The organism is Pseudidiomarina taiwanensis (assembly GCF_003987435.1).
GTDB classification, from domain to species: domain Bacteria; phylum Pseudomonadota; class Gammaproteobacteria; order Enterobacterales; family Alteromonadaceae; genus Pseudidiomarina; species Pseudidiomarina taiwanensis.
The window spans coordinates 53662-76765 of sequence record NZ_PIQG01000003.1; the positions used below are offsets into that span (position 1 = coordinate 53662).

Genomic DNA, 23104 nt, shown 5'->3' on the forward strand with positions numbered 1-23104 from the left:
CTCAGACTCCTGCAAGAAGGGTAACTAAAATTGCGTTTTGTGCATGTAAGCGGTTTTCCGCTTGCTGCAACACCAAAGATTGCGGTCCATCCAGTACTTCTGGCGTGACTTCGCGCCCGCGATAAGCCGGTAAGCAGTGCATAAAGTACTGCGCACCGAGTTGTTTCATCAGCTGGCTATTGACCTGATATGGGGCAAAGTCCGTCATCACTTGATTACTGTCGCGTTCTTGTCCCATTGAGAACCATGTATCGGTGTAAATGACATCCGTCTTGCTGGCTGCACTTAAGTCGTGGAGCACGGTAATTTCAGCACCACTTTGCTGTGCTTGCGCTTGTGCAGCAGCGGTTATTGCTGGATCAGGTGCATAACCAGACGGAGTAATCACCTGTAAATTCAGGCCAGTGAGTGCAGCACCCGCCATCAAAGCTTGCACCACATTATTGCCATCGCCGATGTAAGTCAGCTGCACTGAGTTTAGGTCACCGAATTGTTCTTGCAAGGTCAGCAAGTCGGCCATGGCTTGGCAGGGGTGGCAGACATCACTCAAGGCATTCACCACAGGTTTCGGTGAGGCTTCGGCAAGCTCAGTCAACGTAGCTTGATGATAAACCCGCGCCACAATCGCATCGTGCCAAAGCGCGAGGTTTGCGCCGACGTCACTGGCCGGCTCGCGGCTGCCCATGATATTGGCACCATCAAGATAAATACTGTGGCCACCGAGGCGGTTAATACCTGCGGCAAAGCTCGCCCGCGTGCGCAGCGAAGGTTTCTCAAATAGCAGCGCAATACTCTTGCCCTGCAAAGCCGTTGCATAGGCGCTTGGGCGCTGTTTGATGGTGTGACTCAGTTGTAAAATCTGAGCTGTTTCAGTGGCGCTTAAGTCCGCCATCTTCAATAAATCTTGCATGGAAAATTCTCTTATAAAATGCGCTAAAAAATAGGTCGAAATCAGAATTCGATGCGGGTGCCAGCGGCGCGACCTTCAGCTAAATCAAGTAATGCTTGAGGGTCTTGCCAACTCGCCACCGCGATACTTCGTCGCGACTTTTGCGCGACCGCCAGTGCTGCTTCGAGTTTGACTTGCATGCCATCGCGGACCACCGAGGATTCAATGTAGTGGGCGGCTTGGGCAGCATTGATGGAAGAAATAAGTTGTTGTTGCTGATCAAGAATGCCGGCGACATCGGTTAATAACACCAGATCCGCATCCAGCAGTTCAGCAATGCATGCAGCAGCAAGATCTGCGTTGCAATTTAGCCGTTGGCCATCGCGACTCAGACCGAGTGAGCTCATCACCGGCAAGTAGCCTTGCTCGAGCAAGCTAACAAGTAATTGTTTATCGCCGGGTTGCGGGATACCTACAGCGCCGCGACTGGCGTCGACGTTGGCATAGGTGCTGCCGCCCGCGAATAATGGCAAACCGACACTGCGCAGACCAAGCTGCTGAGCAAGCGCGGTAAGCTGACTATTCACATCGCCAGCTAATACTGCGGCAATATAGGGAATATGTGCGGCAGGCGTAACGCGCTGCCCGGCAACTTTTTCGCTGCTCAAACCAAGTTGTGCGAGTAAGGCTGACACTTGATCGCCACCCCCATGCACCAGCACCACAGGGCGACTTTGCTGGATGTTGAGCACGGTTTTCAGCAGTGGCTGTAAGGCCTGCATATCGTCTAAAGCCCGCCCGCCGAGTTTAATAACGAGCGCTGTAGGTAACTGGAGTAGGTTCATAGCACCGCACTCCGATTCAGTAGACCGGTGCTATCAGGCATACCAAAGTAGCGGTTTGCGACTTGCAAGGCCTGACTCGCTGCACCCTTCAATAAGTTATCGATGGCCGCGGTGATGACAATGGTTTGACTGTTTGCAGAACGCACCAGTTGCCAACCGATATCGCAGTATGGCGTGCCGACCACCTGCTGCAGAGCAGGCGTTTGTTGCCAACACAAGCGCACCAGCGGCGAATCCATATAAGCAAAATCGAACGCTTCGTCGACCATCGCAGCGGTCACATCAGTCCCCACTTGCACGTAAACAGTTGCAAGTATGCCCCGTTTAAAGGCACCTAGGTGTGGGACGAAGACCACGTCACAGCCAAGGTTTTGTGCGATTTCAGGTTGGTGCCGATGACTGCCAACCCCGTAAGCTTGCAAACTCACCTCACAGAAACTGGTTTTCAGACTCGCCGCCCGACCTGCCCCAGACGTACCACTTACGGCATTCACCATAACCGCTGAATGAGGTGTTTTAAGCTCAAGCACAGGCTTTGCAGCAAGGGTCGCCGCGGTTGGGTAGCACCCGGGTACCGCAATGAGGGACTCAGAGCCGCTCAAGGTGAGATACTCAGCAAGGGCATAAGGGGTTTCACCAATGCCTGGCGGGCGCACGAAACCATACGCACGCTCATGTTCGGCTACGTCGGTCAATCGAAACGCGCCAGAGAGATCAAATACGACAAGACCGCGGGCAATCAATTGCGGTGCTAACTGGGCACTGACTTCGTGGGGTAAGGCAAGAAAACACACGCGCACTTGCTTGGCAACATCATCAAGTAAGTGTGCATGCCAAGGCTCCAATAATACCTCGCAACGCCCCTGTAATTGCGGATAAAGGTTCGCGAGAGGAACCGCTTCACGTGCGCCTGAACTAAAGCAATGAGTCAGTTTAAACCTAGGGTGTTGGTGCAAGAGCCAACTGAGCTCGACGCCACTATAGCCACTCGCGCCCCATACTGCGCAGGGGATTTCGATGGATTTTTCTTGGTGCACGACGATGATACCTGACTCAAAATGCGACAAAATTATTTTATTGCATAAAAATGCACGAATCAAGCATAAATAGTCGTTATTTTGAGTGTTTTTGCTTGCTCAAACCTTATCCACATTCTAAATTAGAGCACATATATCAATCGTCACATTTAGAAAGAGAAATAAAATGGCTTTTCAGCGGAAACGTAAATCATTTTTACCGACTAACGCAGATGTCCTTAAAGGGCGAAAAATTCTATTGGTTGAAGACCATCAAGTGAGCCAGCGCATGACCAGTTTCATTGTTGAACAAGAGGGAGTGGACTGCGTTGCGGTTGGTACGGGTGAGGAAGCGCTCGAGCAATTTGCGACTAACGATTTTGATGTGGTGTTGATGGACATTAACTTGCCCAAAATGTCTGGTGAAGATGCAATTATCGGTATCCGCGAATTTGAAGAAGCAAACCTCAAAAAGCGGACCCCAATCATTGTTGTAACAGGCACCCAAGCGGCCCCGAAAGGCCCGGAAGTTAGCTTGTTCCATGGTGCTGAAGCGGTTGTGATTAAACCTTTTACCCGCTATGAGTTACTCGACAAGATGACCAAAGTGCTCACCCGATAGCGGTAGGCGGACTTTAAAGGTGGTGCCGTGGTTGAGCTTACTCGAGCAACTGATGTCACCACCTAATAAGGTCACCAACTCGCCAACAATCGCAAGTCCAAGCCCAGTTCCTTTAATTTCATTATTTGTGGAGAGTGTGCCGCGTTGATATGGGTCGAAGATTTTTGCGACCACATCAGGCGTCATACCCGTCCCAGAATCAGCAACGGTGATCACTAACTTTTGGTTCAAGTCGTCTTGGTGAATCCGCAGTCGCACATAACCCGAATCCGTATATTTAAATGCGTTACTGATCAAATTATTAAGGATTTGATTCACCCGCTGCGGGTCCGTCACAATGGTTTGGTTCACATTGTTAGAGACCGCGACCGTCCAAGTAAGGTGCTGTTGCTCAGCTAACGACTGATAGAGTCGCTCGGTTGCCTGAGCCTGTTGGCGGATGTTCACTTCTTCAATGTTCAATTTAAACTTACCGAAGTCCAGCGCGGATAAATCGAGCAAGTCATTCAGTAGGTCCATCAACTGTCGAGCTGAAGTCGCAATAATTTCTAATTTCTCATCAAACTCGGGCTCTTTGTTATAGATCCGCAGCACATCAGTCAGACCAATAATCGCGTGCAGCGGGGTGCGAATCTCATGGCTCATATTGGCGAAGAACTGTGCTTTCGCATCACTCGCTTCCTTTACTTTTTCGAGCGCATCGTTCAGATCTTGAGTGCGCTCTAATACCCGCTGTTCGAGTTCTTGATTGACTTGAGTCAATTTACTATTGAGGCGTTTATTGTGATCTGCCGTAAGGGTCAGGTTTGACATGGTGCGAACAATTACTTCCGCAAAGCTAATAAAGTCTTGCTCGAGCTGGCGCAGTTCGACCACATAAGTTGCTGAACCTGGTTTAACATTTTGCAGCTCTTTAAAGGCATTACGCTCGATTGTGCCACGCAAACGTTCTTGAAAGTTGCTTAGTGGAAGTAAGAACCAGCGCGACAAACTTGAGACTAAAAGTACCCCCACGACGAGCATGAAGGCGAGGATCACAAATGAGACCGAGACATATTGGTTAAGCTGTTGCTCATAGCTGGAAGCTGATTGTAAAACTAGAATTCGCCAATTAAGGCCGTCTAGCTGAGCCTGTTCAATGATGACTAAATCGTCGCCGTAATCACTAAAGCGTTCACCGCCGCTGACTTGGTTAATGCTGGTAATCGGATAGTCCCGCGCTTGCGCAAGACTTGGAATTTGCATCTGTGGGCTAGCAAAAACGATCGTGTCATTAGCGTCGATGATCATGTAGCGCGCTTCAGGGCTCGGTAAACGATCAGACAAACCTGAGAGCTTCTGTAAATTCAGTGAACCTTCCAAGATCCCCGCAAGTTGACCTTGCCGATAGTAAGGCACGGATAGCGCAACAATTGGATGGGTCCCGAATCCGCGCCCGCGAAAAGCACCGGAGATAAAACTCGGCTCGCCGGCCATAATCTGCCAAAAGTACTCGCGATCAGCGACATTGAAACTATCGGTGCCAACCGGGGCTTGCTCCAGCAAACTTGCTGGGCTTGCTGAGAGCACATTACCGCGCGTGTCGGTGGCGAGCAAAGTCGCAAAATTATCGTACTGCAAATGAACTGCCTTGAGCGCGCGTTGCAGATCGTCGTTACTTACGTCTGCTGCAAATTGCGCTGAGGCTTGTTGCAAGGCAGTTAGATGCGATTGTAAAAAGCCATTGAGTTCGTTTTGCAATCCTGCCGCAGCACTTGCAACGCTCTTGCGGGCCGAATCATAAAGGGACGTATTCACAGACTGCAGCCAAAAATAGGTCAGTATCGAGGCGGGGAATAAAATACAAACCAAACCGAAGTTATACAAAATGGTTTTGACACTATTACTGAAATGAACTCTTGGCTCGATGCGAAAGGCGCGCAGCAGATGGAATACTGAAAACGCGAGAATCGTATTAAAAAGGCCATTCAGCAAATATTTAATGGTAATGCCTTGCACCAATTCTTCGGCATAACCAAGCCCAACAAAATTATAAATCGCATAGACCAGTGGCCAGCCCAAAGATAGCCAATAAATCATCGGCCACAATAAGATGCTGCGTTGGCGGCGCAAGGCGATATAGAAAATAGCGACTTCAAGCGCAAAAATTGGAACGACCAGAAAATGTTCGAAGTTTAAATAGGTGAGGCTATTTGCCGTGACCGACACGAGCAAACCGAATGGCAAGCCATAAATCAGTGCTGCGACGATGGCGAAGGCATTGCCAACATAAATTTGATCTGGGTCGAAAAAAGGTAGCGGGAACAAGTTCGCAATAATGGCAAGCGCCCACAGGCTTGCCATCACCCAATAGCGAGGTTGACGTTCCCGATTTACGATCCGTTTCATAAACTTAAATCACCCAGTAACAATTTGTTTAGTATAGAGATACCTAGGGTGAAGTTCGAGTTATTTAAGCTTCTGCTGCCATCATATAGTTCAGCGGCATTTGAATGCGTGCAACGCCAGACGCCACCGCGGCCTCTGCAACAGCTTTCGCAACCCGAGGTTTCAAACGTGGATCAAGTGGTTTTGGAATAATGTACTCACGGCCAAACTCGAGCTTTTCAACCCCTGCTGCCACTAATACCGCTTCGGGTACAGGCTCTTTTGCTAGGGTGCGAATGGCCTCGACCGCTGCTAACTTCATCTCGTCGTTAATCATGCGAGCGCGTACATCAAGTGCACCACGGAAGATAAACGGAAAACACAGCACATTATTGACTTGGTTTGGGTAGTCCGAACGCCCGGTAGCGATGATCACATCATCACGCGTCGCTCGGGCAAGTTCCGGTTTGATCTCCGGATCAGGATTCGAGCAGGCAAACACCACAGGGTTGGGGGCCATCCGCGCGAGCAAATCTGCTGGCAGTAAGTCAGGTCCAGAGACGCCAATAAAGACATCCGCTTCATCGATAACATCGGCAAGTGTGCGTTTGTCTGTGTTATTGGCAAACAAAGCTTTGTAAGCATTAAGGTCGTCACGGCGGGTGTGAATCACGCCTTTGGAATCGAGCATGTAAATATGCTCGCGTTGAGCCCCGCATTTGATCAGCAATTCCATACACGCAATTGCCGCAGCGCCAGCACCTAAGCAGACGATTTGTGCTTTGGCAATATCTTTACCTTGCACTTCAAGTGCATTTAACAAACCGGCTGCGGTGACAATTGCGGTGCCATGCTGGTCATCATGAAAAATCGGGACTTGGCACCGTTCAATCAACTTTTGTTCAATTTCAAAACAGTCTGGTGCTTTGATGTCTTCAAGGTTAATGCCGCCAAAGCTGTCGGCAATATTGGCAACGGTATTAATAAATTCCGCGGTCGTGGTGTGCGTCACTTCAATATCAATCGAATCGATATCAGCAAAGCGTTTAAACAGCAGTGCTTTCCCTTCCATCACAGGTTTGGACGCCATCGGACCAAGATTGCCAAGCCCCAAAATTGCGGTGCCATTTGAAATGACCGCGACGAGATTTCCTTTTGCGGTGTATTTGTAGACATCATCGGGATTTTCGGCGATCGCGCGAACAGGTTCGGCCACTCCGGGACTATAAGCAAGAGCCAAATCTTTATGGGTTTCAGCTGGGGTGCTGATCTCAATGGTGATTTTCCCAGGCGTTGGGAGGGCGTGGTAATCCAGTGCCTGTTGACGAAAGTCTGACATGAAAATTGGCGTCCTTTTTTCTACAAACGAATCTACGAGAGTGAAATAAACATAGCAGTATAGCGAATATCACGCTACTGAATAATCGCTATTGTAGCGCTTCTTCGGCGATCAACAGATCATACCTGCTTGATATCATCATTAATCGTTATTATAGGCTTTATCGAACCCAAGATATTTTCAATTGTGTGAATTGCCACCATCGATAAATTCAATAAAAATCGGGGTGATAGAGATGTAGGCCATAAAAAAAGGCGCCTTTTGGCGCCTTTTTTAAAATTCGGTGTAAAGAGTCTTATTTTATTAAGACTTTTTCTTACCCAACACGCTGAAACGCTTGTTGAATTTGTCAACGCGACCACCGGTGTCCATGATACGCTGTTTACCAGTGTAGAATGGGTGACACTCTGAACAGACGTCCAAGTGCAATTCGCCGCCGCGAGTTGAGTGAGTGACGAAAGAGTGGCCACATGAGCAGCTAACTTTCATCTCTGAATAATTAGGATGAATACCTTGTTTCATTTGGGGTTACCTCAGTTAGGCCGTATCGCCATCCGACCCGAAGTCGAACACCATACGTGGTTAGTCGAAAAATAGGCGCGCATATTAGCCTAAAGCGCGCCACTGATCAAGCTTGCGTGAACTGAGTTCGCACCGCACAATAGCCGATCATGACCAAAGCACAGCACGCCAACCTAGACTATCGAGTTTCTGTGGCACTTCCGGTCCCGCTTTATCGCTGTTTCGATTACACGGCAAGCGAGCGGCCGCAGGTGGGTGCGCGCGTGCTCGTACCCTTTGGACGGCGGCAAATGGTTGGGGTTTGTATTGCCGTTGAGCGTTATCAACAGCGCGCCGATGAAACCTTTGCGTTAAAGCCAATTGTTGAAATTCTAGATGACGCGTCACTCTGGCCGAAACCCTTATGGGCGATTTTGGAGTGGGCTGCGGATTACTACCAGCATCCTACCGGGGATGTGTTACAGCAAGCGATGCCGGTACTGTTACGACAAGGGGCAGCGGCCAGCTATCAAACCACCACGCGCTATACGCCCACGGTAAGTGGGCAACAGCTCGCATTAGATGAATTAAAGCGGGCGCCAAAACAACAACAGTTATTGGCTGCGTTGCAACAGCGCCCGCTGCTGCGGCGCGACTTGGTGGCGGCGGAATATTCGTTGTCGGCACTGAAAGCATTGCAAGATAAAGGTCTGGTTGATGGGATTGAGCATGAGCCCGCAGCGAAAGATTGGCGCTTTCAAATCGGTGCTGAGCCGCTGCGCTTAAACGCCGAGCAAGCGATCGCATTAGCAGCCATCGCCGCAGCTCCTAAACCCCAAACCTATTTACTGGATGGGGTGACCGGCTCGGGTAAAACCGAAGTTTATTTACAAGCCATGGCGCAAGTGCTGCGCCAGGGTAAGCAGGTGTTGGTGTTGGTGCCTGAGATTGGCTTGACCCCACAAACCTTACGCCGTTTTCAAAAGCGTTTTGCGGTGCCGATTGTGATGCTGCACTCTGCCTTGACGGATCGCGAGCGCCTCGATGCCTGGCTTGATGCGCGTAACGGCAGCGCCGCCATCATTATTGGAACACGATCGGCAATTTTCACACCGTGCGAGCAACTTGGCATGATCATCGTTGATGAAGAGCACGATAGCTCGCTCAAGCAACATGAAGGGTTCCGTTATCATGCGCGTGACCTTGCGGTAGTGAGAGGCCAACATGAGCATGTGCCCGTTATTTTAGGCAGTGCCACCCCCTCTTTTGAGACCTTAAGTAATGCCCAGCGCCAACGTTATGCTTGGTTGCGGTTACAAAAGCGGGCTGGCGCCGCCAAGCCTGCTCGCCATGTGGTCCTCGATATTAAAGGCTTGGCCTTGCAAGCGGGGTTATCGCAACCCTTACTGAAATTAGTCGAGGCCGAACTCGAGCAAGGCAACCAAGTTTTGCTCTTTTTAAATCGGCGCGGGTTTGCTCCAGCGCTGCTTTGTCATGAGTGTGGTTGGTTGGCCGAATGTAAGCGCTGCAGCGCACACTACACAGTGCATCAGGGGCGCGGCCAATTAATTTGTCATCACTGTGGCAGTGAGCAGCGCATTCCAGCGCAATGTCATGACTGTGGTTCAACTCAACTGATCGGCCGTGGAGTGGGGACAGAACAACTTGAGCAGGTTCTGGCTGAGCGTTTTCCTGACTATCCGGTACTTAGAATTGATCGCGATAGCACCCGCCGTAAGGGGGCCTTGAGTGCACACCTTGAAGCCGCTGCCGAAAATCGTTATCCGATTTTAGTCGGTACCCAAATGCTGGCCAAAGGTCACCATTTTCCAGACGTGACTTTAGTGGCCTTGTTGGATGTGGATGGGGCGCTTTATAGCAGTGATTTTAGGGCGGCTGAACGGCTCGGCCAATTATTCACTCAAGTTGCGGGGCGGGCTGGACGAGCCAGTAAACCGGGCACTGTGGTGTTGCAAACCCATCATCCGGAACACGAGTTGATTCAAGACTTAGTCAACAACGGTTACAGCCATTTTGCCCGAACCGCGTTGCAAGAACGGCAAGCAGTGCAACTACCGCCCTACTCACAATTGGCGCTATTTCGCGCTGAGGCAACTCAGGTCGAACTGGTTCAACAGGCACTGCAAGCGATTGCTCGGTTGATTCCAGAACGTCCAGATATTCTCTTGCTTGGACCTTTGCCGGCTGCACTTGAACGCCGCGCCGGTAAATATCGTTGGCAGTTGTGGCTGCAATGCGATACTCGAGCGCTGCGCAGTCAGTTATTGCGACATATTCTGCCGCAACTAGAAGATCTGCCCGAATTGCGGCGGGTCAGATGGTCTTTAGACGTCGATCCGCAGGACGTAACGTAGTAAACTTGCAGCCTATTGTATGTCCCTGGCTTTTGATCCCTTTTGATACGTGTAGGTTGGTCGATGAAAGAGCAGTTAGAATCCCTTTTAGCAGACGCGGTGGCGTCGTTACAGCAACAACAGATTTTACCGGCGGAGTTAAGCCCGCGGATCCAACTCGACCGCCCTCGTGATAAAAGCCATGGCGACTTTGCCACTAATTTAGCGCTGATGCTGGCCAAGCCTGCGGGGAAAAATCCGCGCGAACTGGCGCAAGCTCTCATTGCGGCCTTACCGGACAACCAAGTGGTGGCCAAAGCCGAAATCGCTGGTCCTGGCTTCATTAACTTTACGGTCAGCCAAGCACAACTCCTCGAGCAGCTCGAACACGCCTATCAAGACCCTAAAGTGGGGGTTGAGCCAGCTGCGCAAGCGAAGCGGATCGTGGTCGATTATTCGTCACCTAACCTGGCCAAAGAAATGCACGTGGGTCACTTGCGCTCAGCGATTATTGGCGATGCTGTGGTGCGCACGGCTGAGTTCCTCGGTCATACCGTGATCCGCCAGAACCACGTCGGCGATTGGGGCACCCAGTTTGGGATGCTGCTGGCACACATGGAAGAGCTCGACGCCGCCACCATGGAGCTTGAGCTCACCAACCTTGAGACCTTCTATAAAGCGGCGAAAAAGCGCTTCGATGAAAGCCCTGAATTTGCCAACCGCGCGCGTGAATTGGTTGTTGCGTTGCAAGGTGGAGATGCGAAGTGTCGGGCCTTATGGCAACAATTTATCGAGGTTTCGTTAAGTCACTGCCAAGAAGTTTATGACCGCTTAGGGGTGACCCTGCAACGCGGCGACGTGATGGCCGAAAGTGCCTACAACGATGATTTACCGCAAGTGATTGCTGATCTTGATGCGCAAGGGTTGTTGGTGGAAGACCAAGGCGCGAAGTGTGTCTTTTTAGATGAATTTAAGAACAAAGAAGGCGAAGCACTGCCGGTGATTGTGCAAAAATCAGGAGGCGGTTACTTATACGCCACCACGGATCTTGCCGCCGTACGGTACCGTCAAAATGTGCTGCATGGCGATCAACTGATGTACTTTGTTGATCAGCGCCAAGGCTTGCACTTCCAGCAAATTTTCACCCTTGCCAAGAAAGCCGGATTCGCTCGCCAAGATCTCGAAATGGACCACTATGGTTTCGGTACCGTGATGGGTAAAGACGGTAAGCCGTATAAGAGTCGCGATGGCGGTGTGACCAAGCTGGCAGATTTGCTCGATGAAGCAGAGAAACGCGCACTTGCGTTGGTGCAAAGTAAAAATCAGGATTTCGATGCCCAGACGCAAGCGCATATTGCGAAAGTCATTGGCATCAGCTCGGTGAAATATGCCGATCTAAGTAAGAACCGCACCAGCGATTACATCTTTGATTGGGATACGATGCTCAGCTTCGAGGGCAATACCGCTCCGTATCTGCTGTATGCCTATACCCGCGTTAATAGTGTGTTTGCCAAAGCCGGCGTAGAGCGCAATGCTTTGACCGGTAGCTTTGTTCTTGAGCATGAAAAAGAGCAAGCACTTGCTAACCTGCTCGTGCGCTTCAATGAAGTGGTGCATACGGTGGCGAATAAAGCTATGCCGCATTTCCTCTGTGGTTATTTGTTCGAATTAGCCGGGGCGTTTTCAAGCTTCTATGAAGCCTGTCCGATTCTCGCGGCCGAATCCACTGAGCAACAACAAAGCCGCTTGAAGTTGGCCGCATTAACCGCTAAAACCTTGCAACAAGGGTTAGCGCTGCTTGGTATTGATACCCTCGAGAAGATGTAATTAGGAGTCCCATGGATTACGCCAATCGCGGTCGGCCGCCACAAAAGAAAAAGCCGCAGAAAAAGCGCACCAGCAAAAGCCGAGCGAAAGCACCGGCGCGTCCGGCGGTACCTTGGTGGTTGGTGATCCTGGCGATTGTGTTGGTCGTTGCTTTAGTTTTGGGATTGCGTTTTATTTCTGGTAAAGGGGAGCAACAGGCGCAGCAACCTAGCGCACAGCCGTTGCCGCAGCAACAGACCACAGCCGAAGACAGCGAGGCGTTACCTGAAAAACCAGAAGAGCGCTGGCAATATATTGAAGAGCTGGAAAACTTCGAAGTCGAGGTGGACGTTCCTGAGCGTGAACTTGGCCCCCCTAAACTGATGCAGTGTGGCTCGTTCCGCCGCGAAGCAGATGCGCAAACCTTAAAAGCGCAAATCGCGATGGTTGGCCTTGAAGCACAAGTGCGCGCGACGAATGGTTCGAATGGGCTTTGGTATCGCGTCATTCTTGGCCCCTACGAGACCAAGCGTGATGCCGAGCGTGATCGCCATAAATTGCAGCGGGCTCAGGTGTTTGGCTGCCAAATTTGGAATTGGAACCTATAACCCCATTGAAAATGTCAGATCTGCCCTCATAACTGCTGTATCGCAACACACGATAGCAACAAGAGGACAGGCGTGTGACTACAATCGTATCGGTCCGTCGCGGTGACAAAGTCGTCATCGGTGGCGATGGCCAAGTATCTCTCGGTAATACCGTAATGAAAGGCAACGCGCGCAAAGTGCGTCGTCTCTATAATGATCAAGTACTGGCAGGCTTTGCCGGTGGTACTGCAGATGCCTTTACCCTATTCGAACGCTTTGAGAGCAAGCTTGAGCAACATCAGGGTAATTTAATGCGCGCAGCGGTTGAGCTTGCCAAAGATTGGCGCACCGACCGTGCCTTGCGTCGCTTAGAAGCACTGCTAGCCGTAGCGGATAAACATACCTCGTTGATCATCACTGGTAACGGTGATGTGGTGCAGCCTGAGCGCGATCTCATCGCGATTGGCTCGGGTGGTCCATACGCCCAAGCAGCGGCTACGGCAATGTTGGACACCACCGATTTATCGGCGCGGGAAATTGTTGAAAAAGCACTGACCATTGCCGGTGAAATTTGTGTCTTCACTAATACCAACCAAACCATTGAAGAACAGGAGTCAGTGACGAATGTCTGAAATGACCCCACGTGAAATTGTCGATGAATTGAATCGCCACATCATTGGCCAAGATAATGCCAAGAAAGCCGTTGCAGTCGCTTTGCGTAATCGCTGGCGGCGGATGCAATTAAACGATGAATTGCGCCCTGAAGTGACTCCGAAAAACATCTTGATGATCGGTCCAACCGGGGTCGGTAAAACTGAAATAGCGCGCCGTTTAGCCAAACTCGCCAACGCTCCTTTTATTAAAGTTGAAGCAACGAAATTCACCGAAGTTGGTTATGTTGGTAAGGAAATTGAGTCGATCATCCGCGATCTTACCGATACTGCAGTAAAGCAAACCCGCGAGCAGATGATGCAGAAAGTCCGTTTTCGGGCCGAAGAAGCAGCTGAAGAGCGCATTCTTGATGCCTTGTTGCCGCCTGCCAAAGGTTGGGCTGATGCCGATAATGCCAAGCAAGAAGAGCAAAGCCATACTCGGCAGATCTTCCGTAAGAAGTTGCGTGAAGGCCAGCTTGACGATAAAGAGATTGAGATTGAATTAACCCAGCCGCAAATGGGTGTTGAAATCATGGCCCCACCGGGCATGGAAGAAATGACCTCGCAGCTGCAGAACATGTTCCAGAATATTGGCAGTGGCAAAGCTAAGCCGAAGAAGCTGAAAATCAAAGATGCATTTAAGCAACTGGTTGAAGAAGAAGCGGCGAAAATGCTCAATCCTGAAGATGTGAAAGAGCAGGCCCTGCAAGCCGTTGAACAAAACGGCATCGTGTTTTTGGATGAGATCGACAAGATCTGTAAGCGGGGTGATGTCAGTGGTCCGGATGTTTCGCGTGAAGGCGTACAACGTGACTTACTGCCACTTGTTGAAGGTACGACGGTTTCGACCAAGCACGGGATGGTGAAAACAGACCACATTCTGTTTATTGCATCGGGCGCATTCCAAATGGCGAAGCCATCGGATTTGATCCCTGAGTTACAAGGGCGTTTGCCGATTCGCGTCGAGCTCAATGCGCTGACCAGCAATGACTTTGTCCGTATTTTAACCGAGCCAAATGCAAGCTTAACCACTCAGTACAGCGCCTTGATGGCAACCGAGGGCGTCAAGGTTGAGTTTACCCGAGACGGCATTCAGCGTATCGCGGAAACCGCGTTCCACGTGAACGAAACTACCGAAAACATTGGTGCGCGACGGTTGCATACGGTGATGGAGCGACTGATGGAAGAAGTCTCATTTAAGGCCAGTGATTTAGATGGCGAGACGATTATCGTTGATGCGGCCTATGTTGATCAGCATTTAGGGCAGCTTGCCCAAGACGAAGACCTCAGTCGCTTCATCTTGTAAGCCATTGAGGAGCAAAGTCTGAGGTGTGGGTTCTACTGTCTTAACGCTGCAATAGGGGTTATACTGACAAGGTCACTCACAGCAGGGGAACGACAATGGAATACAACACCTCAGAACTTTGCGACTTGTATCCAGATATGGTCGACGTAGTCGAGCCAATTTTTATCCATTATGGCGGACGCTCGTCGTTTGGCGGTCAGATCGTCACGATTAAATGTTTCGAAGATAAAGGTTTAATCGAAGAGGCGGTGCAAGAAAATGGGCTGGGCAAGGTGTTGTTAGTCGATGGCGGCGGTTCAGCCCGACGTGCCTTGATTGATATCGGGATTGCCGAAACAGCGTTTGATAACGACTGGGAAGGCATCATCTGTTACGGCGCTGTGCGCGATGTCGATGCGCTTGATGAGCTCGATATGGGCATTATGGCGATGACCTCGATTCCAGTGGCCGCGATTAGCGAAGGTATCGGTGAGAATGATGCGGCGGTGAACTTCGCGGGCGTGACCTTCTTACCTGATGATCATATTTATGCTGATAGCACTGGCGTGATTCTGTCGCCAGAAGCACTCGACGTTGAGTAATTCTCTATGCTGCTGCAGCCTGTTGAACCAAGCCATTGGTTAAAGCCTCGGCAAGGTGAGCAGCGGCTTGGCGAGCAGCTCCATTACCTCTCTGCCTGTAGCGATTACGCCGCCTATCAAGCGGCTGTGACCGCTGCCGCTGGGGCCGGGCAAAAGGTTGCAATATTAGCTGCGCCTGAAAGTATCGGACCACGCGCCAACCTTGGTCGCGGCGGCGCCGAACAGGGCTGGCAAGCCTGTTTAAAAAGCCTACTTAATTTACAAGCCAATGCACTTATCAAGGCGGACGAAATCGTTATGATTGGCGCTGCCGAGCTATCCGATCTAAGTGCCAGTGCAGAATCCCTTGATGCCAATGATGCCAATGACTTAAACCAATTACGCGAGCTGACTGCGGCCATCGACGAACGTCTTTATGCGTTGCTGGTGCCCTTGTTTGCAGCGAATTTCAAGGTGATTTTAGTCGGTGGCGGTCACAATAATGCGTACCCGTTATTGCACGCTTTGAGCCATAGCAAAAAGCAGGCGGTTGGGGCATTAAACCTTGATCCACATGCTGATTTTCGGGCCACTGAAGGTCGCCATAGCGGCAATGGTTTTCAGTACGCTTATCAGCATGGCTATCTTAAGCATTACCACGTGCATGGCCTGCACCCGCTCAAAAATAATCAAGCAAGCCTTGCTGCACTGCACGCTGCCGGCTTTTCCTATAGCTCGGTGCATGATCTGTATTTGACAGCAACTCCAAGTCGTTTAATCGAGGCCGATGTTGCGCTGGCGCATAGTTGGAATTGTCCAATTGGAATTGAAGTCGATGTCGATGCAATTCAGGGGATGCCCGCAAGTGCATACAATGCGAATGGCATCAGTACGGCCCATGCGTTCCAATGGGTGCATCAGCTTGCTGAATTACCGACAGCAGAGTATTTGCACTTGGCCGAAGCGGCACCGAGTCTTCATCCAGCGGGTTTTGCCGCGGGCGAGATGGTAGTTGGCCAGGTGCTGAGTGAGCTGATTCTGGCCTTTCTAATCGCCCGCTAGCGCCTCACTTGGCACGACTCGCTGCGTTTTTACTTCGGTTAAATTATCCCAAACAAACTGCAAATCACCTGCGTTGTAGCCACGCGGCATTCTCTCACTTGGGATTGCTTTAGCACCACTTGCATCCATGGCTGCGACCGCATGGGTAAAGGCATAAGCCCCTTCGAACCCCATTCGTAAATCAGCGATGAGTAACCGATCTTGAGCGTTATAGGCTTTAATGAAGCCGCGGGTAAACCAATCTAAGCGTTGCACCGCCCACACCTGTTGTGCTTGTTCAAGTAGCGCGTCACCGCGGTCGAAACGGTTAAATTGAATCGTTTGCTGTGGTGACAGGACCGAATAAAAGCCCTCGTAATAGTCGCCTTCAGTGCGCACGACAATGCGCCACAACAAGGTATTAAATGGAGTTGGCGTGCTGAAAGTGCGAATTGACTGCCCGGCAAATTGTTGCGCAGCTTGCTGCTCGACCATGATTTTCCCGACCCAAGACCAGCTTAAATACACTGTACTGGCAATTAATCCGAAGCGTACCAATTTTTGTGTGGTTTGCGCCCGGGGTCGAATAAGTAGAGCGACCATCGCTATCAATAACGGCAGGGTGTAGAGCGGATCAATAATAAACAAGGTACTCCACGACTCAGGTGGCCTGGTCAGTGGCCAAAAAAGTTGGGTGCCATAGGCGGTGTGGGCATCGAGAATGGGGTGCGTGACTAAGGCAAGACTGATCCCTGCCAACCACTGTTTGGGAGCTTGTTTGACGACATCGGTGAAACGCCATAACAGCGCCCATAAAAACACCGAAAACGGCAACAGCACAAAGAGCGAATGGCTAAAGCCACGATGATAGGTAAAGTCTGCGACCGGATCGCCATAGTCTAGCACCACGTCCAAATCGGGCAACGTCCCCAAGGCTGCGCCAAGTAAGGCGGCTTTACGGCGTGATTGTTTCGGTACGCAGGCCGCTGCAAGGGTTGCGCCTAGCGCGATTTGAGTCACAGAATCCAAGCTTTACCTCATTGCCATCAGATCATCTTGCCTCACTATACGGGCAGATGCTGAAGAAAGTTTTATCGGCGAATGCCCGCGGCCCAACAGCCGAGCAAGCGCTGGCCACCAAATTGATAGGTCAGTTCGCTCGGATCATGGCAATCCCACCAGCAAATATCTGCGCGCATCCCTACTTGCAGAGCGCCGCGGTCGTTAAGGCCTAGCGCTTTTGCGGCATTAATGGTCACCCCGCGTAAGCATTCTTGCGGGGTCATACGAAACAGCGTAGCGCCCATTTGCAGCATCAGTTGCAGGCTTAAAATAGGCGAAGTGCCAGGGTTGGCATCCGTTGCAAGGGCAAGGGGCACCTGATGTTTGCGCAATAATTCGAGCGGGGGTAACTGGGTTTCGCGTAAAAAGTAAAAGGCTCCAGGGAGCAATACCGCCACGGTTCCGGCAGCGGCCATTGCTTTCACTCCAGCTTCATCAAGATATTCGAGGTGGTCACAGCTGAGTGCTTGATAGCGAGCGGCGAGCGCAGCTCCGCCTTGCAAGCTCAATTGTTCTGCATGCAATTTGACGGGTTTGCCGAGCGCTTGCGCGGCGGCAAAAACGCGTTCCGTTTGCGCTGGGGTGAAGCCGACATTTTCGCAAAAAGCATCAACGGCATCGACCAACCCCTCAGCGGCAAGCTGCGGTAAAATATCGCTGACGATATGCTCAATATAGCCATCTGCATCATCGGCGAATTCGGGTGGCAGAGCATGCGCTGACAGTAAGGTGGTGACGATATCGACCGGATATTGCGCCGCGAGCTGGCGCGCAGCGCGTAATTGCTTGCGCTCGTCGGTAAGGCTCAAGCCATACCCAGATTTGATTTCGACTGTGGTCACGCCCTCGTTCATCAGCGCGAGCAAGCGCGGTACCGTAGCTTGCACCAGTTGCTCTTGAGTCACCGCCCGGGTCGCACGGACGGTTGCGGCAATGCCACCACCCTGGGCGGCGATATCGGCATAGCTAGCACCATGTAAACGTTGTTCGAATTCAGCCGCGCGGTTGCCAGCCCAAACTAAGTGAGTATGGCAATCAATTAAGCCTGGCGTGACCAGTTTGCCTGCGCCATCGATGCTCTCATCGGGCTCAAATTCAGGCGCCTCGGCTTGCGGGCCAGCGTAGCGGATCCGACCATCTTGCAACTGCAACTCGGCCTGCTCAATCAGGCCATAGCCGTCATCAAGCAAAGTGGCCAGGGTTACATTAAAAAGCCGAGTCGCCATAAATACCTCTTCGAACACTTGTATATACAATTAACCTTCACTACACTTTAGCACAGCTTAGCAATGAAACAAGGGGATGCGCTATGGCGAAGTTCTCAGCAATCAAGCAACACATCTATCGTAAAATTGCGTCCGGCGATTGGCCCGAGCATCACCCAGTGAGCTCTGAAAACGCCCTGGCCGAACAATTTTCTGTGAGTCGGATGACCGCGCGGCGCGCTTTGCAAGAGCTCGCTGAAGAGGGGCTGGTTGTTCGCAGTAAGGGCTCCGGAACCTACGTCGCGCCGATTAAATCACAAACCAGCTTTATGGCGATTCGCAACATTGCCGATGAAATTCGCCAACGTGGTCATGAGTATTCTGCTCAAGTGCATGTGCTTCGCCACGAACGTGCCACCGCGCAAGTTGCTGATATGTTGCAAGTGCGCGAGCACACCCAAGTGTTTCATTCAGTTATCACCCATTGCGAAGATGGTATTCCGGTACAGGTCGAAGAGCGTTATGTGAACCCTGAAATTGTGCCGAAATACTTGCGCCAAGATTATCGCCAGATCACTCCCCATGAGTACCTTTGCGCGATTTCTCCGCTTACTGAAGCGAGCCATGTGATCGAGGCGGTAACTCCTAGCGCAACAGTGGCGCAGTGGTTGCAGTTGGACAAAGCAGAGCCCTGCTTGCGAATTCAGCGGCGTACCTGGAGCGAACAAGGCGTGGTCACTTATGCCCTGCTGACCCATCCAGGCTCACGTTTTACTTTGGGCGGTCATTTGCAATTTACCGCCCAACCTCATTCTTCAAATACTCTATAGACGAGGTTGTTATGTCGTTTACCCGGTTAGATACCAGTCGTTCGATTAAAGCCGATCATGGCAGCACCTTAACCACCTGCAATTGGCAGGTCGAAGCAGCCAAGCGGATGCTTATGAATAACCTCGATGCAGAGGTTGCTGAGCACCCTCATGCACTCGTTGTGTATGGCGGCATTGGTCGTGCCGCTCGCAGTTGGGAAGCGTTCGATAAAATTGTCGAAGTCCTCGAGCGGCTTAAGCCAACTGAGACCTTATTGATTCAATCCGGTAAGCCAGTGGGTGTGTTTCCAACCCATGAAGACGCGCCTCGGGTGTTATTGGCGAACTCTAATTTGGTGCCAGAATGGGCGACCTGGGAGCACTTTAATGAGCTCGATAAGAAAGGTTTGATGATGTATGGCCAGATGACCGCTGGCTCATGGATTTATATTGGCTCACAAGGGATTGTCCAAGGCACTTACGAGACCTTCGTCGCCGTCGCGAAAAAGCACTTTAATGGTGAAACCAAAGGGCGTTGGATCCTAACCGGTGGTCTGGGTGGCATGGGCGGCGCGCAACCTTTGGCAGCAACCATGGCCGGCTATTGTATGTTGGCGGTTGATGTTGATGAGTCGCGCATTGATTTTCGTTTGCGCACCCGTTATCTCGACCATAAAGCGACAAGCTTAGATGAGGCACTGGAATTGATCGAAACGGCACGTGCTGAAGGCCGAGCTATTTCTGTCGGGCTCTTGGCCAATGCTGCGGATGTCTACGCTGAGTTGGTCGAGCGCAATGTCACCCCTGATGTGGTCACTGACCAAACCTCTGCGCACGACCCACTGCATGGTTATTTACCCCAAGGGTGGACGCTGGAGCAGTATCATGCCGAGCAAGAGCAGCACCCAGAGGCCACAGTACAAGCGGCGAAACAATCGATGGCGGTGCAAGTTAAGGCGATGCTGACGCTACAGCAGCGCGGCGCAGCCACGCTCGATTATGGCAATAATATCCGCCAAATGGCGAAAGACGTTGGAGTCGAACATGCGTTCGATTTCCCCGGCTTTGTGCCGGCTTATATTCGTCCGCTATTTTGTCAGGGAATCGGGCCGTTCCGTTGGGTGGCGCTTTCAGGTGATCCAGAGGATATCTACAAAACCGATGCTAAGGTCAAAGAACTTATTCCAGATGATCCGCATCTACATAATTGGCTCGATATGGCCCGCGAGCGGATTAGCTTCCAAGGTTTGCCAGCACGGATTTGTTGGATTGGCTTGAAAGACCGGGCGCGGATTGCCAAAGCCTTTAACCAAATGGTGGCGAATGGTGAGCTGAAAGCGCCGATTGTGATTGGGCGCGATCATCTTGATTCTGGCTCTGTGGCAAGCCCGAATCGTGAAACTGAAAGCATGCTCGATGGCTCAGATGCAGTATCCGATTGGCCGCTGCTGAATGCCCTTTTGAATACTGCCGGTGGGGCGACTTGGGTCAGCTTGCATCACGGCGGTGGTGTGGGCATGGGCTATTCGCAGCACAGCGGTGTGGTGATTGTCGCCGATGGCACTGCAGCTGCGGAAGCGCGGCTTGGTCGGGTCCTGTGGAATGACCCGGGCACTGGTGTCATGCGTCATGCCGATGCGGGCTATGAGATTGCCAAAGACTGCGCCAAAGACCAAGGTCTTGATTTACCGATGTTGGAGGACTAAGTCATGCAGAGCAACGTATTACATCCAGGCGCACTGAGCCTTGCTGATTTGCGCGAGTGTTGGCAGCATGCAGTACCTTACCAGCTCAGTACTGAAGCCCATGAGGCACTGGCGCGTTCAGCGCAAACCGTGGCTGACGTGTTGGCGGCCGGTAAGGTTGTGTATGGTATTAACACCGGGTTTGGGCTACTCGCGAATACTCGCATCCCACCTGAAAAACTGGAAGATTTGCAGCGTCGCATTGTGTTAAGTCATGCCGCGGGCACGCAGGACCTGATGAGTGACCAAGTTGTGCGCTTAATCTTGCTGCTGAAGATTAATTCCCTGAGCCGCGGCTACTCTGGCATTCGCCCAGAAGTGGTCGAAATGTTGTTGGCGATGTTTAATGCCGAGCTCTACCCGTGTGTGCCGAGCAAGGGCTCGGTTGGCGCCTCGGGCGACTTGGCCCCACTCGCCCACTTGGTTTTGCCTCTGTTGGGTGAGGGTGAAGTGCGCTATCAAGGCGAACAGATGGATGCCCGCACCGGGCTTGCAAAAATTGGCCTCACACCGATCGCGCTGGCGCCGAAAGAGGGCTTGGCGCTATTAAACGGCACTCAAGCCTCAACGGCCTTGGCATTGCACGGCTTATTCCAGATTGAGCGAATTTTTAATGCCGCCTTGGTCAGTGGGGCGATGGCGGTTGAAGCAGCGATGGGTTCGCGCGCACCGTTTGATCCGCGTATTCATGAAGTGCGCGGTCAGCCAGGGCAAATTAAAGTTGCCGCAGCACTGCGCGACTTACTCAATGAAACCTCTGAAATTGCTGAGTCACATGTTGATTGCGAAAAGGTTCAAGACCCTTATAGCTTGCGCTGTCAGCCGCAAGTCATGGGTGCGGTTTGGGACCAGATTGAACATGCCCAAGCGATTTTGACGCGTGAAGCCAACGGTGTCACCGATAACCCGCTGGTGTTCAGCGACAACGGCGATATCATTTCAGGCGGCAACTTCCATGCTGAGCCGGTTGCTATGGCCGCAGATATATTGGCGATTGCAGTGAGTGAAATTGGCGCCCTGTCTGAGCGTCGCAGTGCGCTTTTAATCGACCAGCACTTATCAAATTTACCGCCGTTTTTGGTCAATGATGGTGGGGTAAACTCGGGCTTTATGTTGGCCCAGGTGACCGCAGCAGCCTTAGCTTCGGAAAATAAAACCTTAGCCCATCCAGCTTCGGTAGATAGCCTGCCTACCTCGGCTAACCAAGAGGACCATGTGTCGATGGCGACATTTGCTGCAAGACGCTTGACCGATTTGGCCAAGAATACTGCTGATATCGTTGCGATTGAGTTGCTCGAGGCAGCCCAAGGGTTAGATTTCCGCCGGCCTTTGCGGGCTTCGGCAAAAGTTGAGCAGGCCTTTGCGCGGACTCGAGCGGTGGTGGCGTTTTACGACCAAGACCGTTATTTCGCACCGGACATTGCCGCGGCCTCGAATTTGATTCAGGCGGGGGAACTGCACGATCTCGTGGTGCTCGCGGACGCTTAATCGCGCGGTGCTAACACCACAAACTTGCCGATAAACTCGGCGACCACTTTATCCTCATCGAACACTTCAGCGGTGAGGGTAAGGTGGGCGTTTTGCCCTTCGCGCAGCGGCGCAAACTCACCTTCCAACTTATTCATATGGGAAATCGCATAAGGCTCGTTTTTCAGGGGTTTGCGGTATTCAATTTGCCCATCCGCGAGGACGATGCCGCCGCTTAAGTCGCGCTCTTTCAACTGCAAATGCAGTAGCCCCCAGCAGGTCAGCGTGGCAAGTGAATAAATACTGCCTGCAAACATGCTTTGATGGACATTAATGTTGCGCGAGAGCGGCGCACTTAGGGTAATCTCGCGCCCTGTGTATTGGTCGATACGGATCCCCATCGCTTCAGTAATCGGGATCTCCCGATGCCAGGTTTGTTGCAGCTCTTGGCACCAATTCGGCCGGTAGGTAATTTTATTCGCTTCAGTGAGTGGCTTACGTAGTTGATGCTCGGCTTGCGGGCGTCTGACGGTGTCCGCTTCTTCGGTCAGCTCATAACCGCAACGCAGGTAAAAGCCGAGCGTATTATCGCGCGAATTAATAATGATATGCTTTGCGCCCTGCTCCCGTGCAAGCTTTTCGAGCGCTTCAACAATCGCAACACCTAGCCCTTCACCGCGGCGCTCCGGTGCGGATGCCATAAAGCGGATCTGGCCTTCAGTCGGCGAGTTAAAATGCAGCCGCCCCACAGCGAGTGCTTGGCCTTTCGAATCGACCACCATGCGATGCTGACCGACTTGGTCATAAGCGTCTTGCTCCGAACCGCGCGGACGCTGAAAAGGCTTCCGCAATACTTCCCAGCGCAACTGGTAGTAGCGTTCCCATTCGGCATTAGTGCGTGGCTCGATCACTTTATACATGGTGTTATGG

The 23104-nt window shown here is 51.6% G+C and carries 20 protein-coding genes; 11 read left to right on the forward strand and 9 right to left on the reverse strand.

Annotation, left to right across the window (positions count from 1 at the left end; all coding sequences use genetic code 11):
* Position 1: 1 nt before the first annotated feature.
* The 3 genes from argF to argC are packed head-to-tail and all read right to left on the reverse strand — an operon-like array spanning position 2 to position 2771.
* On the reverse strand, positions 2–910 hold the full coding sequence (argF, locus tag CWI83_RS06995; protein WP_126827527.1) for an ornithine carbamoyltransferase: 909 nt from the start codon (positions 908–910) through the stop codon (positions 2–4).
* Between the two features lie 41 nt (positions 911–951).
* Positions 952–1734: an acetylglutamate kinase gene (argB, locus tag CWI83_RS07000; RefSeq protein WP_126827529.1), complete on the reverse strand. Its 783-nt coding sequence runs from the start codon at positions 1732–1734 to the stop codon at positions 952–954.
* A complete protein-coding gene (gene argC, locus CWI83_RS07005) occupies positions 1731–2771 on the reverse strand; it encodes an N-acetyl-gamma-glutamyl-phosphate reductase (RefSeq protein WP_126827530.1) in 1041 nt (346 codons plus the stop codon). Before argC ends, argB begins: the two co-directional genes overlap by 4 nt.
* 166 nt (positions 2772–2937) lie before the next feature.
* Here argC and CWI83_RS07010 point away from each other — a divergent pair, with 166 nt between their 5' ends.
* Positions 2938–3372: a response regulator gene (locus CWI83_RS07010; RefSeq protein WP_126827532.1), complete on the forward strand. Its 435-nt coding sequence runs from the start codon at positions 2938–2940 to the stop codon at positions 3370–3372.
* Here the strand turns inward: CWI83_RS07010 and CWI83_RS07015 are convergent.
* From CWI83_RS07015 to rpmE, 3 genes are all read right to left on the reverse strand, one after another.
* Positions 3337–5760: an ATP-binding protein gene (locus tag CWI83_RS07015; protein ID WP_126827534.1), complete on the reverse strand. Its 2424-nt coding sequence runs from the start codon at positions 5758–5760 to the stop codon at positions 3337–3339. The two genes, CWI83_RS07010 and CWI83_RS07015, sit on opposite strands and share 36 nt — an antisense overlap.
* Positions 5761–5824: 64 nt before the next feature.
* Entirely contained in the window at positions 5825–7078 is a 1254-nt protein-coding gene (locus CWI83_RS07020; RefSeq protein WP_126827536.1) for a malic enzyme-like NAD(P)-binding protein, read from the reverse strand.
* Positions 7079–7381: 303 nt separating this feature from the next.
* Positions 7382–7600, reverse strand: coding sequence for a 50S ribosomal protein L31 (gene rpmE / locus CWI83_RS07025; protein ID WP_126827538.1), 219 nt, complete (start codon positions 7598–7600; stop codon positions 7382–7384).
* 149 nt (positions 7601–7749) lie between these two features.
* Here rpmE and priA point away from each other — a divergent pair, with 149 nt between their 5' ends.
* From priA to CWI83_RS07060, 7 genes are all read left to right on the forward strand, one after another.
* On the forward strand, positions 7750–9954 hold the full coding sequence (gene priA / locus CWI83_RS07030; RefSeq protein WP_126827540.1) for a primosomal protein N': 2205 nt from the start codon (positions 7750–7752) through the stop codon (positions 9952–9954).
* A gap of 63 nt (positions 9955–10017) precedes the next feature.
* Positions 10018–11760 (forward strand): arginine--tRNA ligase, encoded by a 1743-nt coding sequence (argS, locus tag CWI83_RS07035; protein WP_126827542.1) that lies wholly within the window; start codon positions 10018–10020, stop codon positions 11758–11760.
* Positions 11761–11771: 11 nt separating this feature from the next.
* Positions 11772–12347, forward strand: a complete 576-nt coding sequence (locus tag CWI83_RS07040) for an SPOR domain-containing protein (protein ID WP_126827544.1) — start codon at positions 11772–11774, stop codon at positions 12345–12347.
* A 74-nt stretch (positions 12348–12421) separates the two neighbouring features.
* The gene (hslV, locus tag CWI83_RS07045; RefSeq protein ID WP_126827545.1) at positions 12422–12958 is read left to right on the forward strand and encodes an ATP-dependent protease subunit HslV; all 537 of its coding nucleotides are present in this window, start codon (positions 12422–12424) and stop codon (positions 12956–12958) included.
* A complete protein-coding gene (gene hslU, locus CWI83_RS07050) occupies positions 12951–14285 on the forward strand; it encodes an HslU--HslV peptidase ATPase subunit (RefSeq protein WP_126827547.1) in 1335 nt (444 codons plus the stop codon). The genes hslV and hslU overlap by 8 nt, the downstream gene beginning before the upstream one ends.
* A gap of 95 nt (positions 14286–14380) precedes the next feature.
* Positions 14381–14866: a ribonuclease E activity regulator RraA gene (rraA, locus tag CWI83_RS07055; protein ID WP_126827549.1), complete on the forward strand. Its 486-nt coding sequence runs from the start codon at positions 14381–14383 to the stop codon at positions 14864–14866.
* Between the two features lie 6 nt (positions 14867–14872).
* A complete protein-coding gene (locus tag CWI83_RS07060) occupies positions 14873–15907 on the forward strand; it encodes an arginase family protein (RefSeq protein ID WP_126827551.1) in 1035 nt (344 codons plus the stop codon).
* On the opposite strand, the gene CWI83_RS07065 is transcribed toward CWI83_RS07060, so the two are convergent.
* Positions 15893–16906 carry a metal-dependent hydrolase gene (locus CWI83_RS07065; protein ID WP_241969911.1) on the reverse strand — a complete coding sequence of 338 codons (1014 nt, stop codon included), beginning with the start codon at positions 16904–16906 and terminating at the stop codon, positions 15893–15895. The two genes, CWI83_RS07060 and CWI83_RS07065, sit on opposite strands and share 15 nt — an antisense overlap.
* Positions 16907–16977: 71 nt before the next feature.
* Entirely contained in the window at positions 16978–18174 is a 1197-nt protein-coding gene (hutI, locus tag CWI83_RS07070) for an imidazolonepropionase (protein WP_126827555.1), read from the reverse strand.
* Positions 18175–18257: 83 nt separating this feature from the next.
* Between hutI and hutC the strand changes: the two genes are divergently transcribed.
* The 3 genes from hutC to hutH are packed head-to-tail and all read left to right on the forward strand — an operon-like array spanning position 18258 to position 22195.
* On the forward strand, positions 18258–18983 hold the full coding sequence (gene hutC / locus CWI83_RS07075) for a histidine utilization repressor (protein ID WP_126827557.1): 726 nt from the start codon (positions 18258–18260) through the stop codon (positions 18981–18983).
* 11 nt (positions 18984–18994) lie between these two features.
* Complete coding sequence (gene hutU, locus CWI83_RS07080; RefSeq protein WP_126827559.1) at positions 18995–20668, forward strand: urocanate hydratase; 1674 nt, start codon at positions 18995–18997, stop codon at positions 20666–20668.
* Positions 20669–20671: 3 nt separating this feature from the next.
* The gene (gene hutH, locus CWI83_RS07085) at positions 20672–22195 is read left to right on the forward strand and encodes a histidine ammonia-lyase (protein ID WP_126827561.1); all 1524 of its coding nucleotides are present in this window, start codon (positions 20672–20674) and stop codon (positions 22193–22195) included.
* On the opposite strand, the gene CWI83_RS07090 is transcribed toward hutH, so the two are convergent.
* On the reverse strand, positions 22192–23094 hold the full coding sequence (locus tag CWI83_RS07090) for a bifunctional GNAT family N-acetyltransferase/hotdog fold thioesterase (protein ID WP_126827563.1): 903 nt from the start codon (positions 23092–23094) through the stop codon (positions 22192–22194). The two genes, hutH and CWI83_RS07090, sit on opposite strands and share 4 nt — an antisense overlap.
* Positions 23095–23104 lie beyond the last annotated feature (10 nt).